Here is a 16,316-nt window from a genome sequence, read left to right on the forward strand (position 1 = left end):
CACCGTTCAAAGTGGGAGCGGGCTTGCTCGCGAAGGGGCCCTAAGGACCACCAGAGGGCTTGAGCGGTACTTGCATCTTCAGCCCCCCGCCCGCATAAATTGCTGCATGAATCTGCCAATCCCGACGGACAGCGCCCTGGCAGGCTTCCACCCCGCCGTCAGCGCCTGGTTCAGCAGCACCTTCCCGACGGTCACCGCCGCCCAGGCCCGGGCGTGGCCGTTGATCCGCCAGCACCGTTCGACCCTGGTCGCCGCACCCACGGGCTCCGGCAAGACCCTCACCGCGTTCCTCGCGGTCATCGACGATCTGGTCCACCGCGGCCTGGAAACTGAAGGCGGATTGCCGGATGAAACCCTGGTGGTCTACGTTTCGCCGCTAAAGGCCTTGTCCAACGACATTCAGATAAACCTGCAAAACCCGCTGGCCGGCATCACCGAGCAGTTACGCGAGATGGGCCTGCCGCAATTGCAGATCAACACTGCCGTGCGCACTGGCGATACACCGCAAAAAGACCGCTCGGCGATGCGCAAGACCGCGCCGCATATCCTGGTGACCACCCCGGAATCCCTTTACGTGCTGCTCGGCTCCGACTCCGGTCGACAAATGCTCAGCACCACGCGCACGGTGATCGTCGACGAAATTCACGCGATCGCCGCCAGCAAGCGCGGCAGTCACCTGGCCCTGAGCCTCGAGCGACTGCAAGCCTTGTGCGCGCAACCGCTGATGCGGATCGGCCTGTCTGCCACGCAAAAACCTATAGAAGCCGTCTCGCAATTTCTGGTTGGCCGTGATCGCGAGTGCGAAATCATCGACATCGGCCACGCCCGCCCGCGGGATCTGGACATCGAAGTGCCGCCCGTGCCGTTGTCGGCGGTGATGGCCAATGACATCTGGGAACTGGTCTACGACCGCCTCGCCGCCCTCGCCCGCGAACACCGCACCACGCTGATTTTCGTCAACACCCGACGCCTCGCCGAACGCCTGAGCCGTCACTTGAGCGAACGCCTCGGCAAGGACGCGGTGGCCGCTCACCACGGCAGTCTGGCCAAGGAATTTCGTCTCGATGCCGAACAGCGCCTCAAGCGCGGCGAGCTGCAAGTGCTGATTGCCACGGCGTCCCTGGAATTGGGGATCGATATCGGCGATGTCGACCTGGTCTGCCAGATTGCTTCGCCGCGTTCGATTGCCGGGTTTCTGCAACGGGTCGGCCGCTCCGGGCACCAGGTCGGCGGCACGCCCAAGGGCCGTTTATTCGCCACCACCCGCGACGACCTGATCGAATGCGCCGCCCTGCTCGACTGTGTGCGGCGCGGCGAACTCGACACTTTGCTGATCCCCAAGGCACCGTTGGATGTACTTGCGCAACAAATCATCGCCGAGGTCAGTTGCCAGGAATGGCAGGAGCAGGCGCTGCTGGAGATGTTCCGCAACGCCTCGCCCTACCGCGAGCTCGACGAAAAACACTACCAAGCGCTGCTGCAGATGCTCGCCGAAGGCTACAACGGTCGCCTGGGCATCCGCAGCGCTTACCTGCACCGCGACGCTGTAACCCGGACCCTGCGCGGTCGCCGGGGCGCCAAGCTGACGGCCGTGACCAGCGGCGGGACGATCCCGGACAACGCCGATTACAGCGTTTTACTCGAACCCCAAGGGTTGAACATTGGCAGCGTCAACGAAGACTTTGCGGTGGAAAGTATCGCCGGGGATATCTTCCAATTGGGCAACACCTCCTACCGGATTCTGCGCGTTGAAACCGGCAAGGTGCGGGTCGAAGACGCGCAGGGCCAACCGCCGACCATTCCATTCTGGCTCGGCGAAGCGCCAGGGCGCAGCGCTGAACTGTCGTTCGCCGTGGCCCGCCTGCAAGCACAACTCGATGAGCTGCTCGGCGCCACACCCGGTCACTTGCAGCCTGCGACCGACTGGCTGACCGATACCCTCGGTCTGAACCTGGCCAGTGCCGAACAATTGGTCGATTACCTGGCCCGTGCGCGCCTGACGTTGGGCGCCCTGCCGTCACAAGACACGTTGCTGATGGAGCGGTTTTTCGACGAGTCCGGCGGCACGCAATTGATCATTCACACGCCGTTCGGCAGCCGCATCAACCGCGCCTGGGGCCTGGCCTTGCGCAAGCGTTTTTGCCGCACCTTCAACTTCGAATTGCAGGCCGCCGCCAGCGAAGACGCCATCGTGCTGTCGCTGTCCACCGGCCACAGTTTTGAACTCGACGATGTCTGGCGCTACCTGCACAGCAACAGCGCCGAGCACACCCTGATCCAAGCCGTGATCGAGGCCCCGCTGTTCGGTGTGCGCTGGCGCTGGAATGCCGGGGTCGCGCTGGCGCTGCCACGCTACAGTGGCGGGCGCAAAGTCCCGCCGCAGATCCAGCGGATGAAAAGCGAAGACCTGATCGCCAGCGTGTTTCCCGACCAGATTGCCTGCGTGGAAAACCTCGCCGGCGAACGGGAAATTCCCGACCATCCACTGGTGGAACAAACCCTAGACGACTGCCTGCACGAGGCCATGGACAGCGAAGGCTGGCTGGCGTTGTTGCGGCGCATGGAGCGCGGTGAGATCCGCCTGATCAGCCGCGACCTGCCGGCGCCCTCGCCACTGGCAGCGGAAATTCTCAGCGCCCGGCCCTACACCTTTCTCGACGATGCGCCGCTGGAAGAGCGTCGCACTCAAGCAGTGCTCAACCGCCGCTGGAGCGATCCACAGTCCACCGACGACCTCGGTGCGCTGGATGCGGACGCGATTCAAGCCGTGCGCGAGGAAGCCTGGCCAACGCCCACTGGCGTCGATGAAATGCATGAGGCGTTGATGAGCCTCGCGTGCATCTCCGACGCCGAAGCCTTGGTTAATCCAGACTGGCTCGATTGGCTGAACGCCCTGGCCGACAGCGGTCGCGCCAGCCGCTTGCAAGTCAATACCGGGCAAGTGCTGTGGTTGGCACTGGAGCGGCTGACGTGCCTGAACGCGATTTATCCACACGCGATTTTGCAGCCACCGTTGCAGGCGTTGCCCGGGTTCGATGAAGTCTGGACGGCGGACGAAGCGGTGCTGGAAGTGATCCGTGCGCGACTCAGCGCGTTCGGTCCGCTACCGCTGAACGCGATTGCCGAACCGCTCGGACTACCGGCAACTCAAGTCACCCAGGCGTTGGCGCAACTGGAACGCGAAGGCTATGTGTTGCGCGGTCAATTCACCCCTGGCACGGCTGAGGAAGAATGGTGCGAGCGCCACCTGCTGGCGCGGATTCACCGCTACACCGTCAAGCGTCTGCGGCGGGAAATCGAGCCCGTGGCGTTGCAGGATTTCATGCGTTTCCTGTTCGACTGGCAGCATCTGTCCGCTGCAACTCAGGGTCAGGGCAACGCAGTATTGCCCGCGATAGTCGGTCAGTTCGAAGGCTACCCCGCCGCCGCTTCAGCCTGGGACAGCGATATTCTGCCGGCGCGAATAAAAGACTATTCAGCGAGTTGGCTGGATGACCTATGTCGCAGCGGCAAACTGGTGTGGACGCGGCTGACCGCACGCAACAAAAGCGCCAGCACGGCGCTGCGCAGCACACCGATTCTGCTGCTGCCGCGCAGTCAGGTCGGATTGTGGAGCGGATTGACCGAGCAGACGCCGGTCAGCGAACTGTCACCCAAGACGCAAAAAGTTTATGAAGCACTCAGCGAACACGGTGCGCTGTTCTTCGATGAGCTGATTCACGAGGCTCATCTGCTGCGCTCGGAACTGGAAATCGCCTTGCAGGAATTGGTCGGCGCCGGGTTGGTGAATGCCGACAGCTTCGCCGGTCTGCGAGCACTGATTACGCCGGCCAGCAAACGCCAGAATCGCAGCAGCCGACGCGGGCGCGGAGCGTTTGTCGGCGGGATGGACGATGCCGGGCGCTGGGCCTTGCTGCGACGCGGCGCGCAAGCTCCGATTGTGGATAACAAACGTCCGGCACCGACGCCGACCGACACCCTGGAACACATCGCCATGACCTTGCTCCGGCGCTACGGCGTGGTGTTCTGGCGCTTGCTGGAACGTGAAGCGGATTGGTTGCCGAGCTGGCGGGAATTGCTGCGCACGTTCCATCGGCTGGAAGCTCGGGGCGAGATCCGCGGCGGAAGGTTTGTCAGTGGCTTGGCCGGTGAACAGTTTGCGTTGCCCGAGGCCATACCGTTGCTGCGCGAGGTGCGACGACGGCCGCATGACGGGAGTTTGATTGCCGTGTGTGGGGTTGATCCACTGAACCTTGCCGGGACGCTTTTACCGGGTGCAAAAGTACCGGCATTGGCGAGTAATCGATTGGTGTATCGAGATGGATTGCCCGCTGCCGCCGAGATTGCCGGCAAGCAGATTTTCTTGCTGGAGTTGGATCAGCAAGACAGTACTGAGGTCCGTATCAAACTGATCCAGCATTGATGCTGTCTGGTCCGGCCCCTTCGCGAGCAAGCCCGCTCCCACAGGGGATCTGTGTCGGCCACAAAACCTTGCTCAGACACAGATCCCCTGTGGGAGCGGGCTTGCTCGCGAAGGGGCCAGTAAGCTCACTCAAATCATTGGGTTCTCGGCTGATCCGGCAGGAACACCGATGAATGCTCCGATGCAAGCCCATCGCTTTGCAGCGGCTCAACAGCCTGCCTGGGCATCAAGACCTGCTGTGGATAAGTCTGCGCGAAATGCACCCACGGACTGTTATCCACAAGCTTTTTCAAACGCTGATTGAACGCGCGACTCACCGCGTACTGCCCGCCCGACACCGTGCGGAACTGAGCCGTCAGCACCACGCCGTTAAGGTCCATCTTGTCGACACCAAACACATCCAACGACCCTTGCAGGTTGTACTTGAGGAACGCATCGTCGCGGATGGAATCCCCGGCCTCGCGGATCAATTCGATAGCCTTGTCGACATCGGTGTCATAAGTGAATTGCACCGAGAAAAACGCATAGGCGAATTGCCGCGATTGATTGGTCACGGCCTTGATCTGACCGAACGGCACCGAGTGCACAAACCCCTTGCCATCGCGCAGGCGCAAGGTGCGGATCGTCAGGCCTTCGACGGTGCCGGCGTGGCCAGAGTCGAGCACCACCCAATCGCCAATCGACAACGTGTCTTCGATGATGATGAACAACCCGGTGATCACGTCCTGCACCAGCTGCTGGGAACCGAAACCGATCGCCAGCCCCACGACTCCGGCACCGGCCAGAAAGGGTGCAACGTTGATCCCCAGGTTCGCCATGGTGGTGATGGCGCAGATCACCACCAGGACGATTTTGATCGCGTTGCGCAGCAGCGGCAGGATGGTTTTGACCCGGGTGCTGGGCTGGCGCGTCGAGCGTTTGCTGACAGGGGGTTTCAGGGCTTCCTGAATCGCCGTGTCCAACACCACCCAGACCATCCAGGTCACCAGGAAAATCAAACCGATTCGGCTCAGGGAATCACTGATCGCCCGGCCGACCGCATTGCTCACCGCAAACTCAAACAGCGACACCCCCCAGATGCGCCCCAGGACATCGATGAACACAATCGCCAGGGCGATGCGCAGCAACGCGTGCGAAAGGCTGATAAAGCGTTCTTTGTACGCACTGCTGCGGCGCACGGCCAACTCACTGCGCGACTTGAACAGGTGATGAAGCGACGTACTAAGAAACACCGTCGCAATCAGCAACACCGTGGTAAACAGCGCACAACGCAGGACTTTCTGGTTGTCATCGCCAATGCCGATCAGGTTGATTACCGACACCAGCACCATCAACAGAATCGGCCAGTACCAGAGCCCGGAAAAGATCCGCAGCATTTCACGCAAGGCCGGCTGGCTGAGGCGCTGGGCCAACGGCAAAATACTGATCAGATGGGCGACCGGACGGCGCATCTTGATCACCAAAATGCCAAAGGTGACCGAAGCCGCCACCCCAGTGAACACCGCGACGCTGCTGGTGAGATTGCCGCCGAGCAGGCGGGCGATCTGCGGGCTGGTCAAGCCGTCGCTCAGCGCCACGAGAAAGCCCATCAAAAACAGCGGTCGTGGGCTGTACCGACGAATAATCTGCACCGCCCGGCGCTTGTGGCCGGCGTTGAACAGCACTACCAGCGACAACAGCAACGACGCGGCGAAAATGCCGCTGCTGGTGGCATAGGCGAAACACAATGCCAGCGCCCGGCCGGCGGACACTTGCAGAAAGTGGCTGACATACAGCGTCAGCGGCAGGCTGATCAGCGCCGGAACCGTGTAGGGCAACACATAACCCAGTAATGCCTGACCGCGCTCGCGAGTCAGCAGCAGGCGGTTCTGGCACAGACGTTTGGCGAGCAGCCCGCCAAGCAACCAGAGCAGCGCGAAAACGCCAATCCACACACCGGACAACAGCAGGAAATCCCCCGCCACGCTCCAGCTTGAACGGGACGATGGATGATTGACCAGTTGATCCACCTCAACCGCTGCCCGGTCTGCCCGCAGACGCCAGGCGTCCAGCAGGTCCTCGTTGAGATCGAGTTTTCCCTGGACTTGATCAATGCTCGAACTGATGGCACCCAGCAAACCACCCTGTACCAGCGGTTCGGGGTGGGCCAGTGGTGTCGTGGCCGTGGCCGCCGCCGGCACACCCGGCAGTGCGGCAGCCTCCAGCTCGTTGCTGCCCAGAATCAACAATGCCCCCAGTAGTATCGCGGTCTTGAGCTTGAACAAACGCGGCGCTCCTGCAAAAGGGTCTGTAAGGAACTGATCGGGAAAGTGTAGGCAAGTTCGGTTTTGGCGGTGAGATAGCCCACCAATGCGACTCCCTGTGGCGAGGGGGCTTGCCCCCGTTCGACTGCGAAGCAGGCGTAAATCCATTGTTCGCGGTGTATCTGGAGAACACCGATTGACGGGTTTTGGGGCCGCTCCGCAGCCCAACGGGGGCAAGCCCCCTCGCCACAGGTAATTTTCAACCCGGGGTGATCTTTGCGCGTGAGGCAAATATCAAATGCCTATCCCTGTATTTTTCCACACAACCCAAACCCGGACACTGCGCTCCATCAATCAATCCACCGGAGTTGCAGCCATGCCCATTGCCTTGCTCGCGCTGACCCTCAGCGCCTTCGCCATCGGGACGACCGAGTTCGTCATCGTTGGCCTGTTACCCACCATCGGCGCCGACCTTGGCGTCAGCCTGCCGTCCGCCGGCCTGCTGGTCAGCCTCTACGCATTGGGCGTCGCCATTGGCGCCCCGGTGCTGACCGCCCTCACTGGCAAAGTCCCACGCAAATTGCTGCTGTTGTCGCTGATGGTGCTGTTCACCCTCGGCAACCTGCTGGCCTGGAAAGCGCCGAGCTACGAGTCGCTGATCATTGCGCGGATCGTCACCGGCCTGGCCCACGGGGTGTTCTTTTCGATTGGCTCGACCATCGCCACCAGCCTCGTGCCGAAGGAGAAAGCCGCCAGCGCGATCGCCATCATGTTCACCGGCCTGACGGTGGCGCTGGTCACCGGCGTGCCACTGGGGACGTTCATTGGCCAGCATTTCGGCTGGCGTGAAACCTTCCTCGCGGTGTCTGCACTGGGGGTTATCGCGTTCATCGGCAGCCTGCTTTACGTGCCGAAAAACATTGCCCACAGTAAACCGGCTTCACTGTTGCAGCAATTGCAGGTGCTCAAGCAACCCCGTCTGCTACTGGTATACGCCATGACCGCGGTCGGTTACGGCGGATCGTTCATCGCGTTTACCTTCCTGGCACCGATTCTCCAGGACATTTCCGGTTTCAGCGCCAGCACCGTCAGCCTGGTGTTGTTGGTCTACGGCATCTCGGTGGCCGTCGGGAATATCTGGGGCGGCAAACTGGCGGACAAACGCGGCCCGATCAGCGCCCTGAAAATCATCTTCGCCCTGCTCGCTGCCGTGTTGTTCATACTGACCTTTACCGCTGGCAACCCATGGCTGGCCCTGGCCACCGTGCTGGTCTGGGGTGCGGTTGCGTTCGGCAACGTACCGGGCCTGCAGGTTTACGTGGTGCGTCAGGCCGAACATCACACCCCGCATGCGGTGGACGTGGCGTCGGGCCTGAACATCGCCGCGTTCAACCTCGGCATTGCCGGTGGCGCGTGGGGCGGTGGCTTGATCGTTGCTCACATGGGCCTTATCCACACCGCATGGATCGGTGGTTTGGTGGTATTGGTCGCGTTGGCGCTGACCGCGTGGAGCGGTCGTCTTGATCGATTGGGGCCGGTATATGCCGATCCGGTTGAAGGTTTAACCCGAGTAGTCACAGGCCACTGATGCCCCCTGTGGGAGCGGGCTTGCCCGCGATGGCGGCGGCACATCCAGCGATGATGTGACTGACACACCGCTTTCGCGAGCAAGCCCGCTCCCACATTTGATCTGCGGTATTTTGTCGAGCGTGTACCGTCCGTAGTCCCGTCGAAACTTTCTCGCCCGCCCCACAGTCATCAAAAGACAGGGGCAGTCCGAAAGACCATCAGACGGGAGGCGATATGGCGGCGATCCACATCGGTATTTCAGGCTGGCGCTACACGCCCTGGCGGGGGGATTTCTACCCGAAGGGGCTGACCCACAAGCGCGAATTGCAATTCGCCTCACGGGCGGTCAACAGCATCGAAATCAATGGATCGTTTTACGCCCTGCAACGGCCCGAACGTTATGCCCAGTGGTACGCCGAAACCCCAAGGGGCTTCGTTTTCAGCGTCAAAGCCCCGCGTTTCATCACCCACATCAGGCGACTGCGGGACATCCATAAACCCCTGGCGAATTTCTTTGCGTCCGGGGTGCTGGAACTCAAGGAAAAACTCGGCCCGATCCTCTGGCAATTCCCGCCCAACTTCAAATTCGATGCCGAGTTGTTCGAGACCTTTCTCGAGCAGTTGCCCCACAACACCGAAGAGGCCGCCGCCCTCGCCCGCCAGCATGATTCGCACCTGAACGGTCACGCCAGCCTGAAGGCCCACGGAAAAAAGCCTTTGCGCCATGCCGTAGAAATCAGAAACGAGAGCTTCGTCGACCCCGCCTTCATCCGCCTGCTCAAACGCCACAATGCTGCGCTGGTGATCGCCGACACCGCCGGTAAATGGCCGTACCGCGAAGACCTCACCAGCGACTTCGTTTACCTGCGCCTGCACGGTGCCGAAGAACTCTATGCCAGCGGTTACACCCCCGAGGCTCTGAAGCGTTGGGGTGACCGGATCGAGGCCTGGTCCCACGGTCAGCAACCGCCCGACCCGCAGCTGATCGCCCCCCGGCAAAAGCCCAAGGCGCGCAAGTCCCGGGAAGTGTTTTGCTATTTCGACAACGACATCAAAGTCCGCGCGCCCTTCGATGCCCGCCGCTTGCTGGAGCGCTTTCATCTGGATAAAGACCTCGCCACCCGACCCGGTGAACGGGCCGCCGAAGGAGTGCTGTCATGAGCATTTCCGAACCGGTCGGCACCACCGACGAACAGCAACCCATCATCACCTCCGTGCGCCGCTTTACCGTGCTGACGGTCAACACACACAAGGGGTTCACCGCGCTCAACCGGCGTTTCATCCTGCCGGAATTGCGCGAAGCGGTGCGCAGCGTGTCCGCCGACGTGGTGTTTTTGCAGGAAGTCCACGGCACCCACGAACGTCATCCCCAGCGCTACAGCAATTGGCCGGCGATGCCGCAGTACGAATTCCTCGCCGACACCCTGTGGCCGCAGTTTGCCTATGGGCGCAACGCGGTCTATCCGGCGGGCGATCACGGCAATGCGCTGCTGTCGAAATTCCAGATCATTCGCCACGACAACCTCGACGTTTCCATCAGCGGTCACGAGAACCGCGGCATCCTGCATTGCGTGCTGCGCCTGCCCGGTGACGGCCAGGAAGTGCATGCCATTTGTGTGCATCTGGGTCTTCGCGAAACCCACCGCACCGAACAACTCAAGTTGCTGGCCCAGCGCCTCGAAGAACTGCCCAGCGATGCCCCGGTGATCGTTGCCGGTGACTTCAACGACTGGCGCCAGCGTGCCGATGCACTGCTCAAACCCAGCGGTCTACGGGAGGTTTTCGCCGAACTCCACGGCAAACCGGCGCGCAGTTTTCCAGCACGCTTGCCGGCATTGCGCCTTGACCGCATCTACGTGCGCAACCTCAAGGCCAGTCAGCCGCAAGTGCTGGCCGCGCGGCCCTGGTCACACCTTTCCGACCATGCACCGCTGTCGGTGGAGATCGAGCTTTGAGCAGCCCATCGATGGATAAAACCAACGTGGAGCACTTATCCACAACCCCGCCGATTCGTGAGCCGGGCGTGGTCGACGTCGAATATGGCTGGCAAGGCAACAACCGCGTAGAGCTGCTGGAAAACGGCGAAGCGTATTTCCCTCGGGTGTTCGAGGCGATGCGTCAGGCCAAGACTGAAATCCTCCTGGAAACCTTCATTGTGTTTGAGGACAAGGTCGGTGATGAGCTGCAGGAAGTACTGATCGCAGCCGCTCAACGCGGTGTGCGAATCACCGCCAGTCTCGATGGCTTTGGCTGCGGTGAACTGAGTACGGGGTACCTCGCCGCCCTGAGTGAGGCCGGCGTGCGCATCCAGATTTTCGACCCGGCGCCCAAAACACTGGGCATCCGCACCAACTGGTTCCGCCGCCTGCACCGCAAGATCGTGGTGGTCGACGGCACGATTGCGTTCATCGGCGGCATCAACTTTTCTGCCGACCATTTGGCTGACTTCGGCCCTGAGGCCAAACAGGATTATTCCGTTGAAGTGCAAGGCCCGGCGGTGGCCGACATCCATCACTTCGCCTTGCTGCAAAGCGGTCGCCCGGCTCGCGCCAAATACTGGTGGCAACGCCGCAGACAACGGCGCTCGGAGCTGGCGTTCACCGATCATGACGGCCAGGTTCGCCTGGTGTACCGCGACAACGGCGAACATCCGACCGACATCGAAGAGGTTTACCGACAGGTTCTTCGCACTGCCCAGCGCCGGGTGGTGATCGCCAATGCCTACTTCTTTCCGGGCTATCGCCTGCTGCGCGAGATCCGCAACGCGGCGCGCCGTGGCGTCGATGTGCGCCTCATCCTGCAAGGTCAGCCCGACATGATGGCGGCCAAACTCGCCGCGCGCATGACCTATGACTACCTGCTCAAATCCGGTGTGCAGATTTACGAATATTGCGACCGTCCGCTGCACGGCAAAGTCGCGCTGGTGGATGAGGATTGGAGCACGGTCGGTTCGAGTAACCTCGACCCGTTGAGCCTGTCCTTGAACCTGGAAGCCAATGTGTTGATCCGTGATCGCGCCTTCAACCGCGACCTGTTCGAGCGCCTCGAAGACCTGAGTAACAACCATTGCAAGGTCATGTCCGCAGACAAGTCCCCGCGCGGACGGGTCTGGCACATGACCGTCGGCTTTCTGGTGTTTCACTTCCTGCGGCACTTCCCGGCCTGGGCCGGTTGGCTGCCGGCGCACAAGCCGCGCCTGAAACCCTTTTCCCATTCCGCCGGGAGTGACACCTGATGAGCCACTCTGATACACAACCCGCGACCCACGCCGAAACGCCGGGCAAATCCCGCTGGAACCGCTGGAAACGGCCGCTGACAATGCTGTTTTTCCTGGCGCTGATCGTGCTGTTCACCCTGCTTGCCCAGCGCATCGAATGGGATGAAGTGTTCGACAACCTTGCAGATTTCAAGGTGCGTACGCTGATCATCGCCTCCGCTCTGACGTTGGTGAGTTTTCTGGTTTACGCCTGCTTCGACCTGATCGGCCGCACCTACATTCGCCAGGACCTGACGTGGAAGCAGATCCTGCCGGTGGGGATTATCAGCTATGCCTTCAACCTCAACCTGAGCGCGTGGGTCGGCGGCATTGCCATGCGCTATCGGCTGTATTCGCGACTTGGGGTGAGCAAGGGCAACATCGCGAAAATTCTCGGGTTGAGCCTGGCGACAAACTGGTTCGGCTACATGGTAATTGCCGGTGCAGTGTTCAGCAGCGGACTGGTGCGAATGCCGCCAGGCTGGAAGCTGAGCAGCGACGCCTTGCAAGGTGTGGGGGTGTTGTTGCTGCTGGTGAGCGCGGGGTACCTGGCAGCGTGTCAGTTTTCCAGGCGACGGGAGTGGGCGATTCGCGGGGTGGAAATCGACCTGCCGTCCCTGCGCATGGCGGTGCTGCAACTGGCCCTCGGGGCGCTGAACTGGTCGCTGATGGCGGCGGTGATTTTCACCTTGCTGCCGAGCAAGCTGGATTACCCACTGGTGCTTGGGGTGTTGTTGATCAGCGCGATTGCCGGGGTTATCACACACATTCCTGCCGGGCTCGGCGTGCTTGAAGCGGTGTTCGTGGCGCTGCTGCAACACGAAGTGTCCCGAGGCAGCCTGGTGGCCGGATTGCTGGCGTATCGGGCGATCTACTTCATCCTGCCGCTACTGATTACCCTGGTGATGTACCTGATCGTGGAAGCCAAGGCCAAGTCGTTGCGGATTTCGAAGAAACCGAGGCATTAGCCGTCCGTTTTTTCACGATGACTGAATAATGCTCAACCGCTCGCCCACCACCATCTCGGTGATCCAGCCCACCAGAATCGAGGTGTACGCCTGCTGCGAAACGGGTTCGCTCAAGGCGTGATCGGCGCCGTCGATAATCCGGTGAGTCAGCGAGTGCGTCTGCTGACAAGCCGCGCGGTAACTCATGATGGTTGCGTGCGGTACGTAGTCGTCAGTCTCTGACTCGACCAACAGCACATCCCCGGTGAATTGCGAACAGGCATGCAGCGCGCGATTGCTGTCGGCTCGGACGATCGTGCTGCGGTAATCACGTAAATCGAGCTTGTCCAGGTCACGTTTGGGCGTGTGCCATAGATCATCGCGATACAGCGCCGGCACCCGCAGCGCCAACCAGCGCACCGGACGCAATGAGGTCAGGATCGAGGCAAGATAACCGCCATAACTGGTGCCGACCACGGCAATCGCCGAGGTATCGAGCGCCGGGTGCGCGAGCAGGCGGTCATACGCCGCCAGCAGGTCGCGCAGGTTGTCTTCGCGCGTGACTCGATTCAGCGCAAGACCGGCCCCATCGGTGTGCCCGCGCAAGTCGAACGTCAGGCAAACGCAACCCAACCCGGCGATGCCTTTCGCCCGTTCCAGGTCCCGCTCCTGACTGCCGCCCCAACCGTGCACAAAGAGCACGCCGGGGACTTTTGATTTGGGGCTGAGAAAAGTCCCGACCATTTGCTCATCGTCGATGTCGATCTGAATGGTTTCGCTTCTAGCCGTCATAGGATTTAACCGTTACGTACTTGAGAAGAAAGTCACTGTTTTGCGCCGGCCCGCGATACACCTCGATGGCGTCCGGCGGCAGCGGCTGGTCGCTGTAGGTCTCGACCGAAGACACGCGAATCGCGCGCATGCCGGGGTCGTTGACAAAGCTCTGCAAGGCGGCAACTTCGGCGCTGCTGGCACCGCCCATCCGCCAGGACTGCTCGAGCACACCGCTGCGCGGTTTGCCGTTACTGTCCACGCCTTGGGCGATGTCGTAGTTGCGCCGCGAGGCGTAGAAACCGGGATAAGCCTCATCCGCGGCACGGTCGAACACTTGCGCTTGGCGGATCGCCAGCCGAACGTCGTCCGGCAGTTCCAGTTCGAGCAGATCGTCGTAGTCACCCCGCACCACCAGCAGGTTGGACCCTCCATAAACCTGCTCGCCCTGACCGTCTTCGGTCAAGTATTGATCACCGCAATAACTCAGCACCGTGTCGCCGATAAAACTCTGACCAACGCTGTGGGTGATCACGTGGTCCAGGTCCTGCTCCAGCACCACGCCTTCGGTGAACAGCGCTTTGGCCTCGGGCCTGGCGAGGATGGCATCGAACTGATCGAGGCTTTCGATCACTTCCTGACCGCGTCCGGCGCAGGCATGAATAGGCTTGATGCGGATCGGGCCGGTGTAGAGCAGGTGTTCTGCCGCGGGCCGCGCATCGTCCATGGAAAAAACACTGAGGCCGTCGAGCACCACGCTGCGCACACGTTCGCAAAACAACGGAGACCAGCCTTGCGGAGCGCGAGCATTTTTGTTGCGCAACCCGTGGCTGATGGCTTTGGTGCAGATGAAATCATGCTCAACGTAACCGCCCCACAAATCCTCCGGCCCCTTGACGCCCAATTGCCGGGCGGCAGCGGCGCCCACAAGTGTCTGGGTCGGCAACAGATACAGGTCTCGCCCGTTGTGCAGAGCCGGGTCGTAGCTGCCGCCGTATTTAAGCCCCAGGATCTGCGCCAGCCAACGGGCCAGCGCACGATTGGTTTCCACTTCGTGCAACGGAGCCTCGGCGTGCACGGAGTGGGCGACCACCAGTTTCTTGCGATTTGCCGGGGTCATGCGTCCCCCTTCAATCTGCGCGTGATGAATGTAGTTGAAGGGCTGCAGAGATCAGGCCAAGGGGAGCCGAAGACAAACGCTTTTCAAATCAGCCCGTTGCGAAAAACATGATGGCACCCTGCCTGTTTGATTCTGCACGACAGCCTTCAACATTCCTGCATTTTGCACGACCGAAGACGTACACAGATCAAAATGTGGGAGCGGCGGTGCGGCGATCCGACTTGCTCGCGAATGCAATCTGTCAGTCGATATTAATGCCGAATGACACACCGCATTCGCGAGCAAGCCCGCTCCCACATTTTTGTTCTTTTGTGATCTGGCTACCGAGCCACGGCTGAGGGTGTCACCCCAAACCGTGTCCGGTAGTCACTCGGCGCCAACCCGGTAATTTTCTTGAACGTCGCCCGAAACGCACTCGGATCCTGATACCCCACCGTCCAGGCAATGTGATCGATGGTGCCGTTGGTGAACTCGAGCATTTCCCGGGCTTTGCCAACCCGCAAGTGCTGGCAATACTCGGTGGGTTTGAGCCCGGTTGCCGCACGAAATCGACGCAGGAACGTGCGCTCTTCCAGCCCTGCCCGCTCGGCCATCGTCGCCACCGACACATCGGTCGCTCCGGTGCTTTGCAGCCAATGCTGGACCTTGAGAATCGAAGCATCGCCATGGTTGAGAATGGGTGAAAAATTGCTGCCGCATTCACTTGCGCTGTCGCTGTGTTCCACCACCAAAAACCGCGCGGTGCTGGTGGCGATACTCGGCCCCAGCAGACGGTTGACCAGACGCAAGCCCAGTTCGGACCAGGCCATCAGCCCCGCCGTGGTGATCAGGTCGCCGTCATCAACGATGGGTGTGTCGGCCTTGAGCTTGATCGCCGGATAACGCTCGGCGAAGGTTTTGGCCGAGGTCCAGTGGGTGGTGGCGCTACGACCGTCGAGCAGGCCGCTCTCGGCCAACAGAATCGACCCCACACAAACCCCGCCAAGTGTCGCGCCATTGGCATGTTGCTGACGCAGCCAGCGAAACAGCGCCTGCGGTGCCTGGCCTTCGGAAAAACCGGCAATCGACGGCGGGATCAACACCGCCACCAACGCACCGTCCGCAGCGGGATGACTGTCATAGACCCGCTCGGGCGCCTGATCGCCATCAACCTGCCAATGGCTGACCCGCAGCAACGGCAACTGCGCCGCCTGATGTTCGGCGGCAATCCGGTTCGCCACCCCGAACAAGTCCGTCAACCCATGCACCGCCGCCATCTGCGCACCGGGATAGATCAGCACACCCAGCTCGGCGATTGCCCTTTCTACATCCATTGTCAGTTTTCCCCCTTCTATTGTCGGTGCCGCCAATCCTCGGACGGCCTGCCAGACCCAATACTCCATTCCACACCAACAAGCTCTTCGAGGAAACAGTCATGGCCAAGCAAGCACTCATCGTAGTCGATATCCAAAATGACTACTTCCCCCAAGGCAAATGGCCGCTGGTCGGCGCCGACGCCGCCGCGGACAACGCTGCACGGCTGATCAAAGCCTTCCGCGACGCCGGTGATTCGGTGGTGCACATCCGCCACGAGTTCACCTCCGACGCGGCACCGTTCTTCACCCCGGGCTCCGAAGGCGCGAAGCTGCACCCCAAAGTCCTCAACCGTGCCGACGAGCCGGTCGTGCTCAAACACTTCGTCAACTCGTTCCGCGAAACCGATCTGAAATCGATCCTGGACGAGCAAGGCATCAAGGAACTGGTGGTCGTCGGCAGCATGAGCCACATGTGTATCGACGGCATCACCCGTGCCGCCGCGGATCTTGGTTACACCGTCACGGTGATTCACGACGCCTGCGCTACCCGTGATCTGGAGTTCAACGGCGTCACTGTCCCGGCAGCCCTCGTGCACGCCGCCTTCATGTCGGCCCTGGGTTTTGCCTACGCCAGCGTGGTGTCCACTGACGAGTTCCTGGCGGCGCATTACTGATCAACGCTTGCAATCCGA

General features: G+C 61.3%; 11 protein-coding genes. 7 read left to right on the forward strand and 4 right to left on the reverse strand.

Annotated elements, in window-relative coordinates; genetic code table 11:
* Positions 1 to 106: 106 nt before the first annotated feature.
* Complete coding sequence (locus tag KW848_RS17635; RefSeq protein ID WP_218537595.1) at positions 107 to 4,423, forward strand: DEAD/DEAH box helicase; 4,317 nt, start codon at positions 107 to 109, stop codon at positions 4,421 to 4,423.
* A gap of 134 nt (positions 4,424 to 4,557) precedes the next feature.
* Here the strand turns inward: KW848_RS17635 and KW848_RS17640 are convergent, their stop codons facing one another.
* Positions 4,558 to 6,687 (reverse strand): mechanosensitive ion channel family protein, encoded by a 2,130-nt coding sequence (locus KW848_RS17640; RefSeq protein ID WP_218537596.1) that lies wholly within the window; start codon positions 6,685 to 6,687, stop codon positions 4,558 to 4,560.
* A gap of 355 nt (positions 6,688 to 7,042) precedes the next feature.
* On the opposite strand from KW848_RS17640, the gene KW848_RS17645 reads away from it, so the two are divergent.
* From KW848_RS17645 to KW848_RS17665, 5 genes are all read left to right on the forward strand, one after another.
* On the forward strand, positions 7,043 to 8,254 hold the full coding sequence (locus KW848_RS17645; protein ID WP_218537597.1) for an MFS transporter: 1,212 nt from the start codon (positions 7,043 to 7,045) through the stop codon (positions 8,252 to 8,254).
* A 215-nt stretch (positions 8,255 to 8,469) separates the two neighbouring features.
* A complete protein-coding gene (locus KW848_RS17650) occupies positions 8,470 to 9,396 on the forward strand; it encodes a DUF72 domain-containing protein (RefSeq protein WP_218537598.1) in 927 nt (308 codons plus the stop codon).
* Complete coding sequence (locus KW848_RS17655; protein WP_008145514.1) at positions 9,393 to 10,190, forward strand: endonuclease/exonuclease/phosphatase family protein; 798 nt, start codon at positions 9,393 to 9,395, stop codon at positions 10,188 to 10,190. The genes KW848_RS17650 and KW848_RS17655 overlap by 4 nt, the downstream gene beginning before the upstream one ends.
* Entirely contained in the window at positions 10,187 to 11,470 is a 1,284-nt protein-coding gene (gene clsB / locus KW848_RS17660; RefSeq protein ID WP_218537599.1) for a cardiolipin synthase ClsB, read from the forward strand. Before KW848_RS17655 ends, clsB begins: the two co-directional genes overlap by 4 nt.
* On the forward strand, positions 11,470 to 12,459 hold the full coding sequence (locus tag KW848_RS17665; RefSeq protein WP_218537600.1) for a lysylphosphatidylglycerol synthase domain-containing protein: 990 nt from the start codon (positions 11,470 to 11,472) through the stop codon (positions 12,457 to 12,459). The genes clsB and KW848_RS17665 overlap by 1 nt, the downstream gene beginning before the upstream one ends.
* 12 nt (positions 12,460 to 12,471) lie before the next feature.
* Here KW848_RS17665 and KW848_RS17670 read toward each other — a convergent pair whose 3' ends face one another.
* The 3 genes from KW848_RS17670 to KW848_RS17680 form a co-directional block, all read right to left on the reverse strand.
* Positions 12,472 to 13,230, reverse strand: a complete 759-nt coding sequence (locus KW848_RS17670) for a S9 family peptidase (protein WP_218537601.1) — start codon at positions 13,228 to 13,230, stop codon at positions 12,472 to 12,474.
* Positions 13,220 to 14,329 (reverse strand): DUF3182 family protein, encoded by a 1,110-nt coding sequence (locus KW848_RS17675; RefSeq protein WP_218537602.1) that lies wholly within the window; start codon positions 14,327 to 14,329, stop codon positions 13,220 to 13,222. The genes KW848_RS17670 and KW848_RS17675 overlap by 11 nt, the downstream gene beginning before the upstream one ends.
* A 320-nt stretch (positions 14,330 to 14,649) precedes the next feature.
* Positions 14,650 to 15,642 carry a GlxA family transcriptional regulator gene (locus KW848_RS17680; RefSeq protein WP_218537603.1) on the reverse strand — a complete coding sequence of 331 codons (993 nt, stop codon included), beginning with the start codon at positions 15,640 to 15,642 and terminating at the stop codon, positions 14,650 to 14,652.
* Between the two features lie 101 nt (positions 15,643 to 15,743).
* Here KW848_RS17680 and KW848_RS17685 point away from each other — a divergent pair, with 101 nt between their 5' ends.
* Positions 15,744 to 16,298, forward strand: a complete 555-nt coding sequence (locus KW848_RS17685; protein ID WP_218537604.1) for a cysteine hydrolase family protein — start codon at positions 15,744 to 15,746, stop codon at positions 16,296 to 16,298.
* Positions 16,299 to 16,316 lie beyond the last annotated feature (18 nt).

The sequence above is a fragment of the Pseudomonas sp. PDM25 genome (assembly GCF_019219045.1).
Lineage (GTDB): Bacteria > Pseudomonadota > Gammaproteobacteria > Pseudomonadales > Pseudomonadaceae > Aquipseudomonas.

Bases quoted from the DNA above. Each gene is read 5' to 3' on its own strand.
- KW848_RS17655 (WP_008145514.1), top strand. From the start codon at position 9,393: ATGAGCATTTCCGAACCGGTCGGCACCACCGACGAACAGCAACCCATC.
- KW848_RS17650 (WP_218537598.1), top strand. From the start codon at position 8,470: ATGGCGGCGATCCACATCGGTATTTCAGGCTGGCGCTACACGCCCTGG.
- KW848_RS17645 (WP_218537597.1), top strand. From the start codon at position 7,043: ATGCCCATTGCCTTGCTCGCGCTGACCCTCAGCGCCTTCGCCATCGGG.
- KW848_RS17665 (WP_218537600.1), top strand. From the start codon at position 11,470: ATGAGCCACTCTGATACACAACCCGCGACCCACGCCGAAACGCCGGGC.
- KW848_RS17670 (WP_218537601.1), bottom strand. From the start codon at position 13,230: ATGACGGCTAGAAGCGAAACCATTCAGATCGACATCGACGATGAGCAA.
- KW848_RS17675 (WP_218537602.1), bottom strand. From the start codon at position 14,329: ATGACCCCGGCAAATCGCAAGAAACTGGTGGTCGCCCACTCCGTGCAC.
- KW848_RS17685 (WP_218537604.1), top strand. From the start codon at position 15,744: ATGGCCAAGCAAGCACTCATCGTAGTCGATATCCAAAATGACTACTTC.
- KW848_RS17635 (WP_218537595.1), top strand. From the start codon at position 107: ATGAATCTGCCAATCCCGACGGACAGCGCCCTGGCAGGCTTCCACCCC.
- KW848_RS17680 (WP_218537603.1), bottom strand. From the start codon at position 15,642: ATGGATGTAGAAAGGGCAATCGCCGAGCTGGGTGTGCTGATCTATCCC.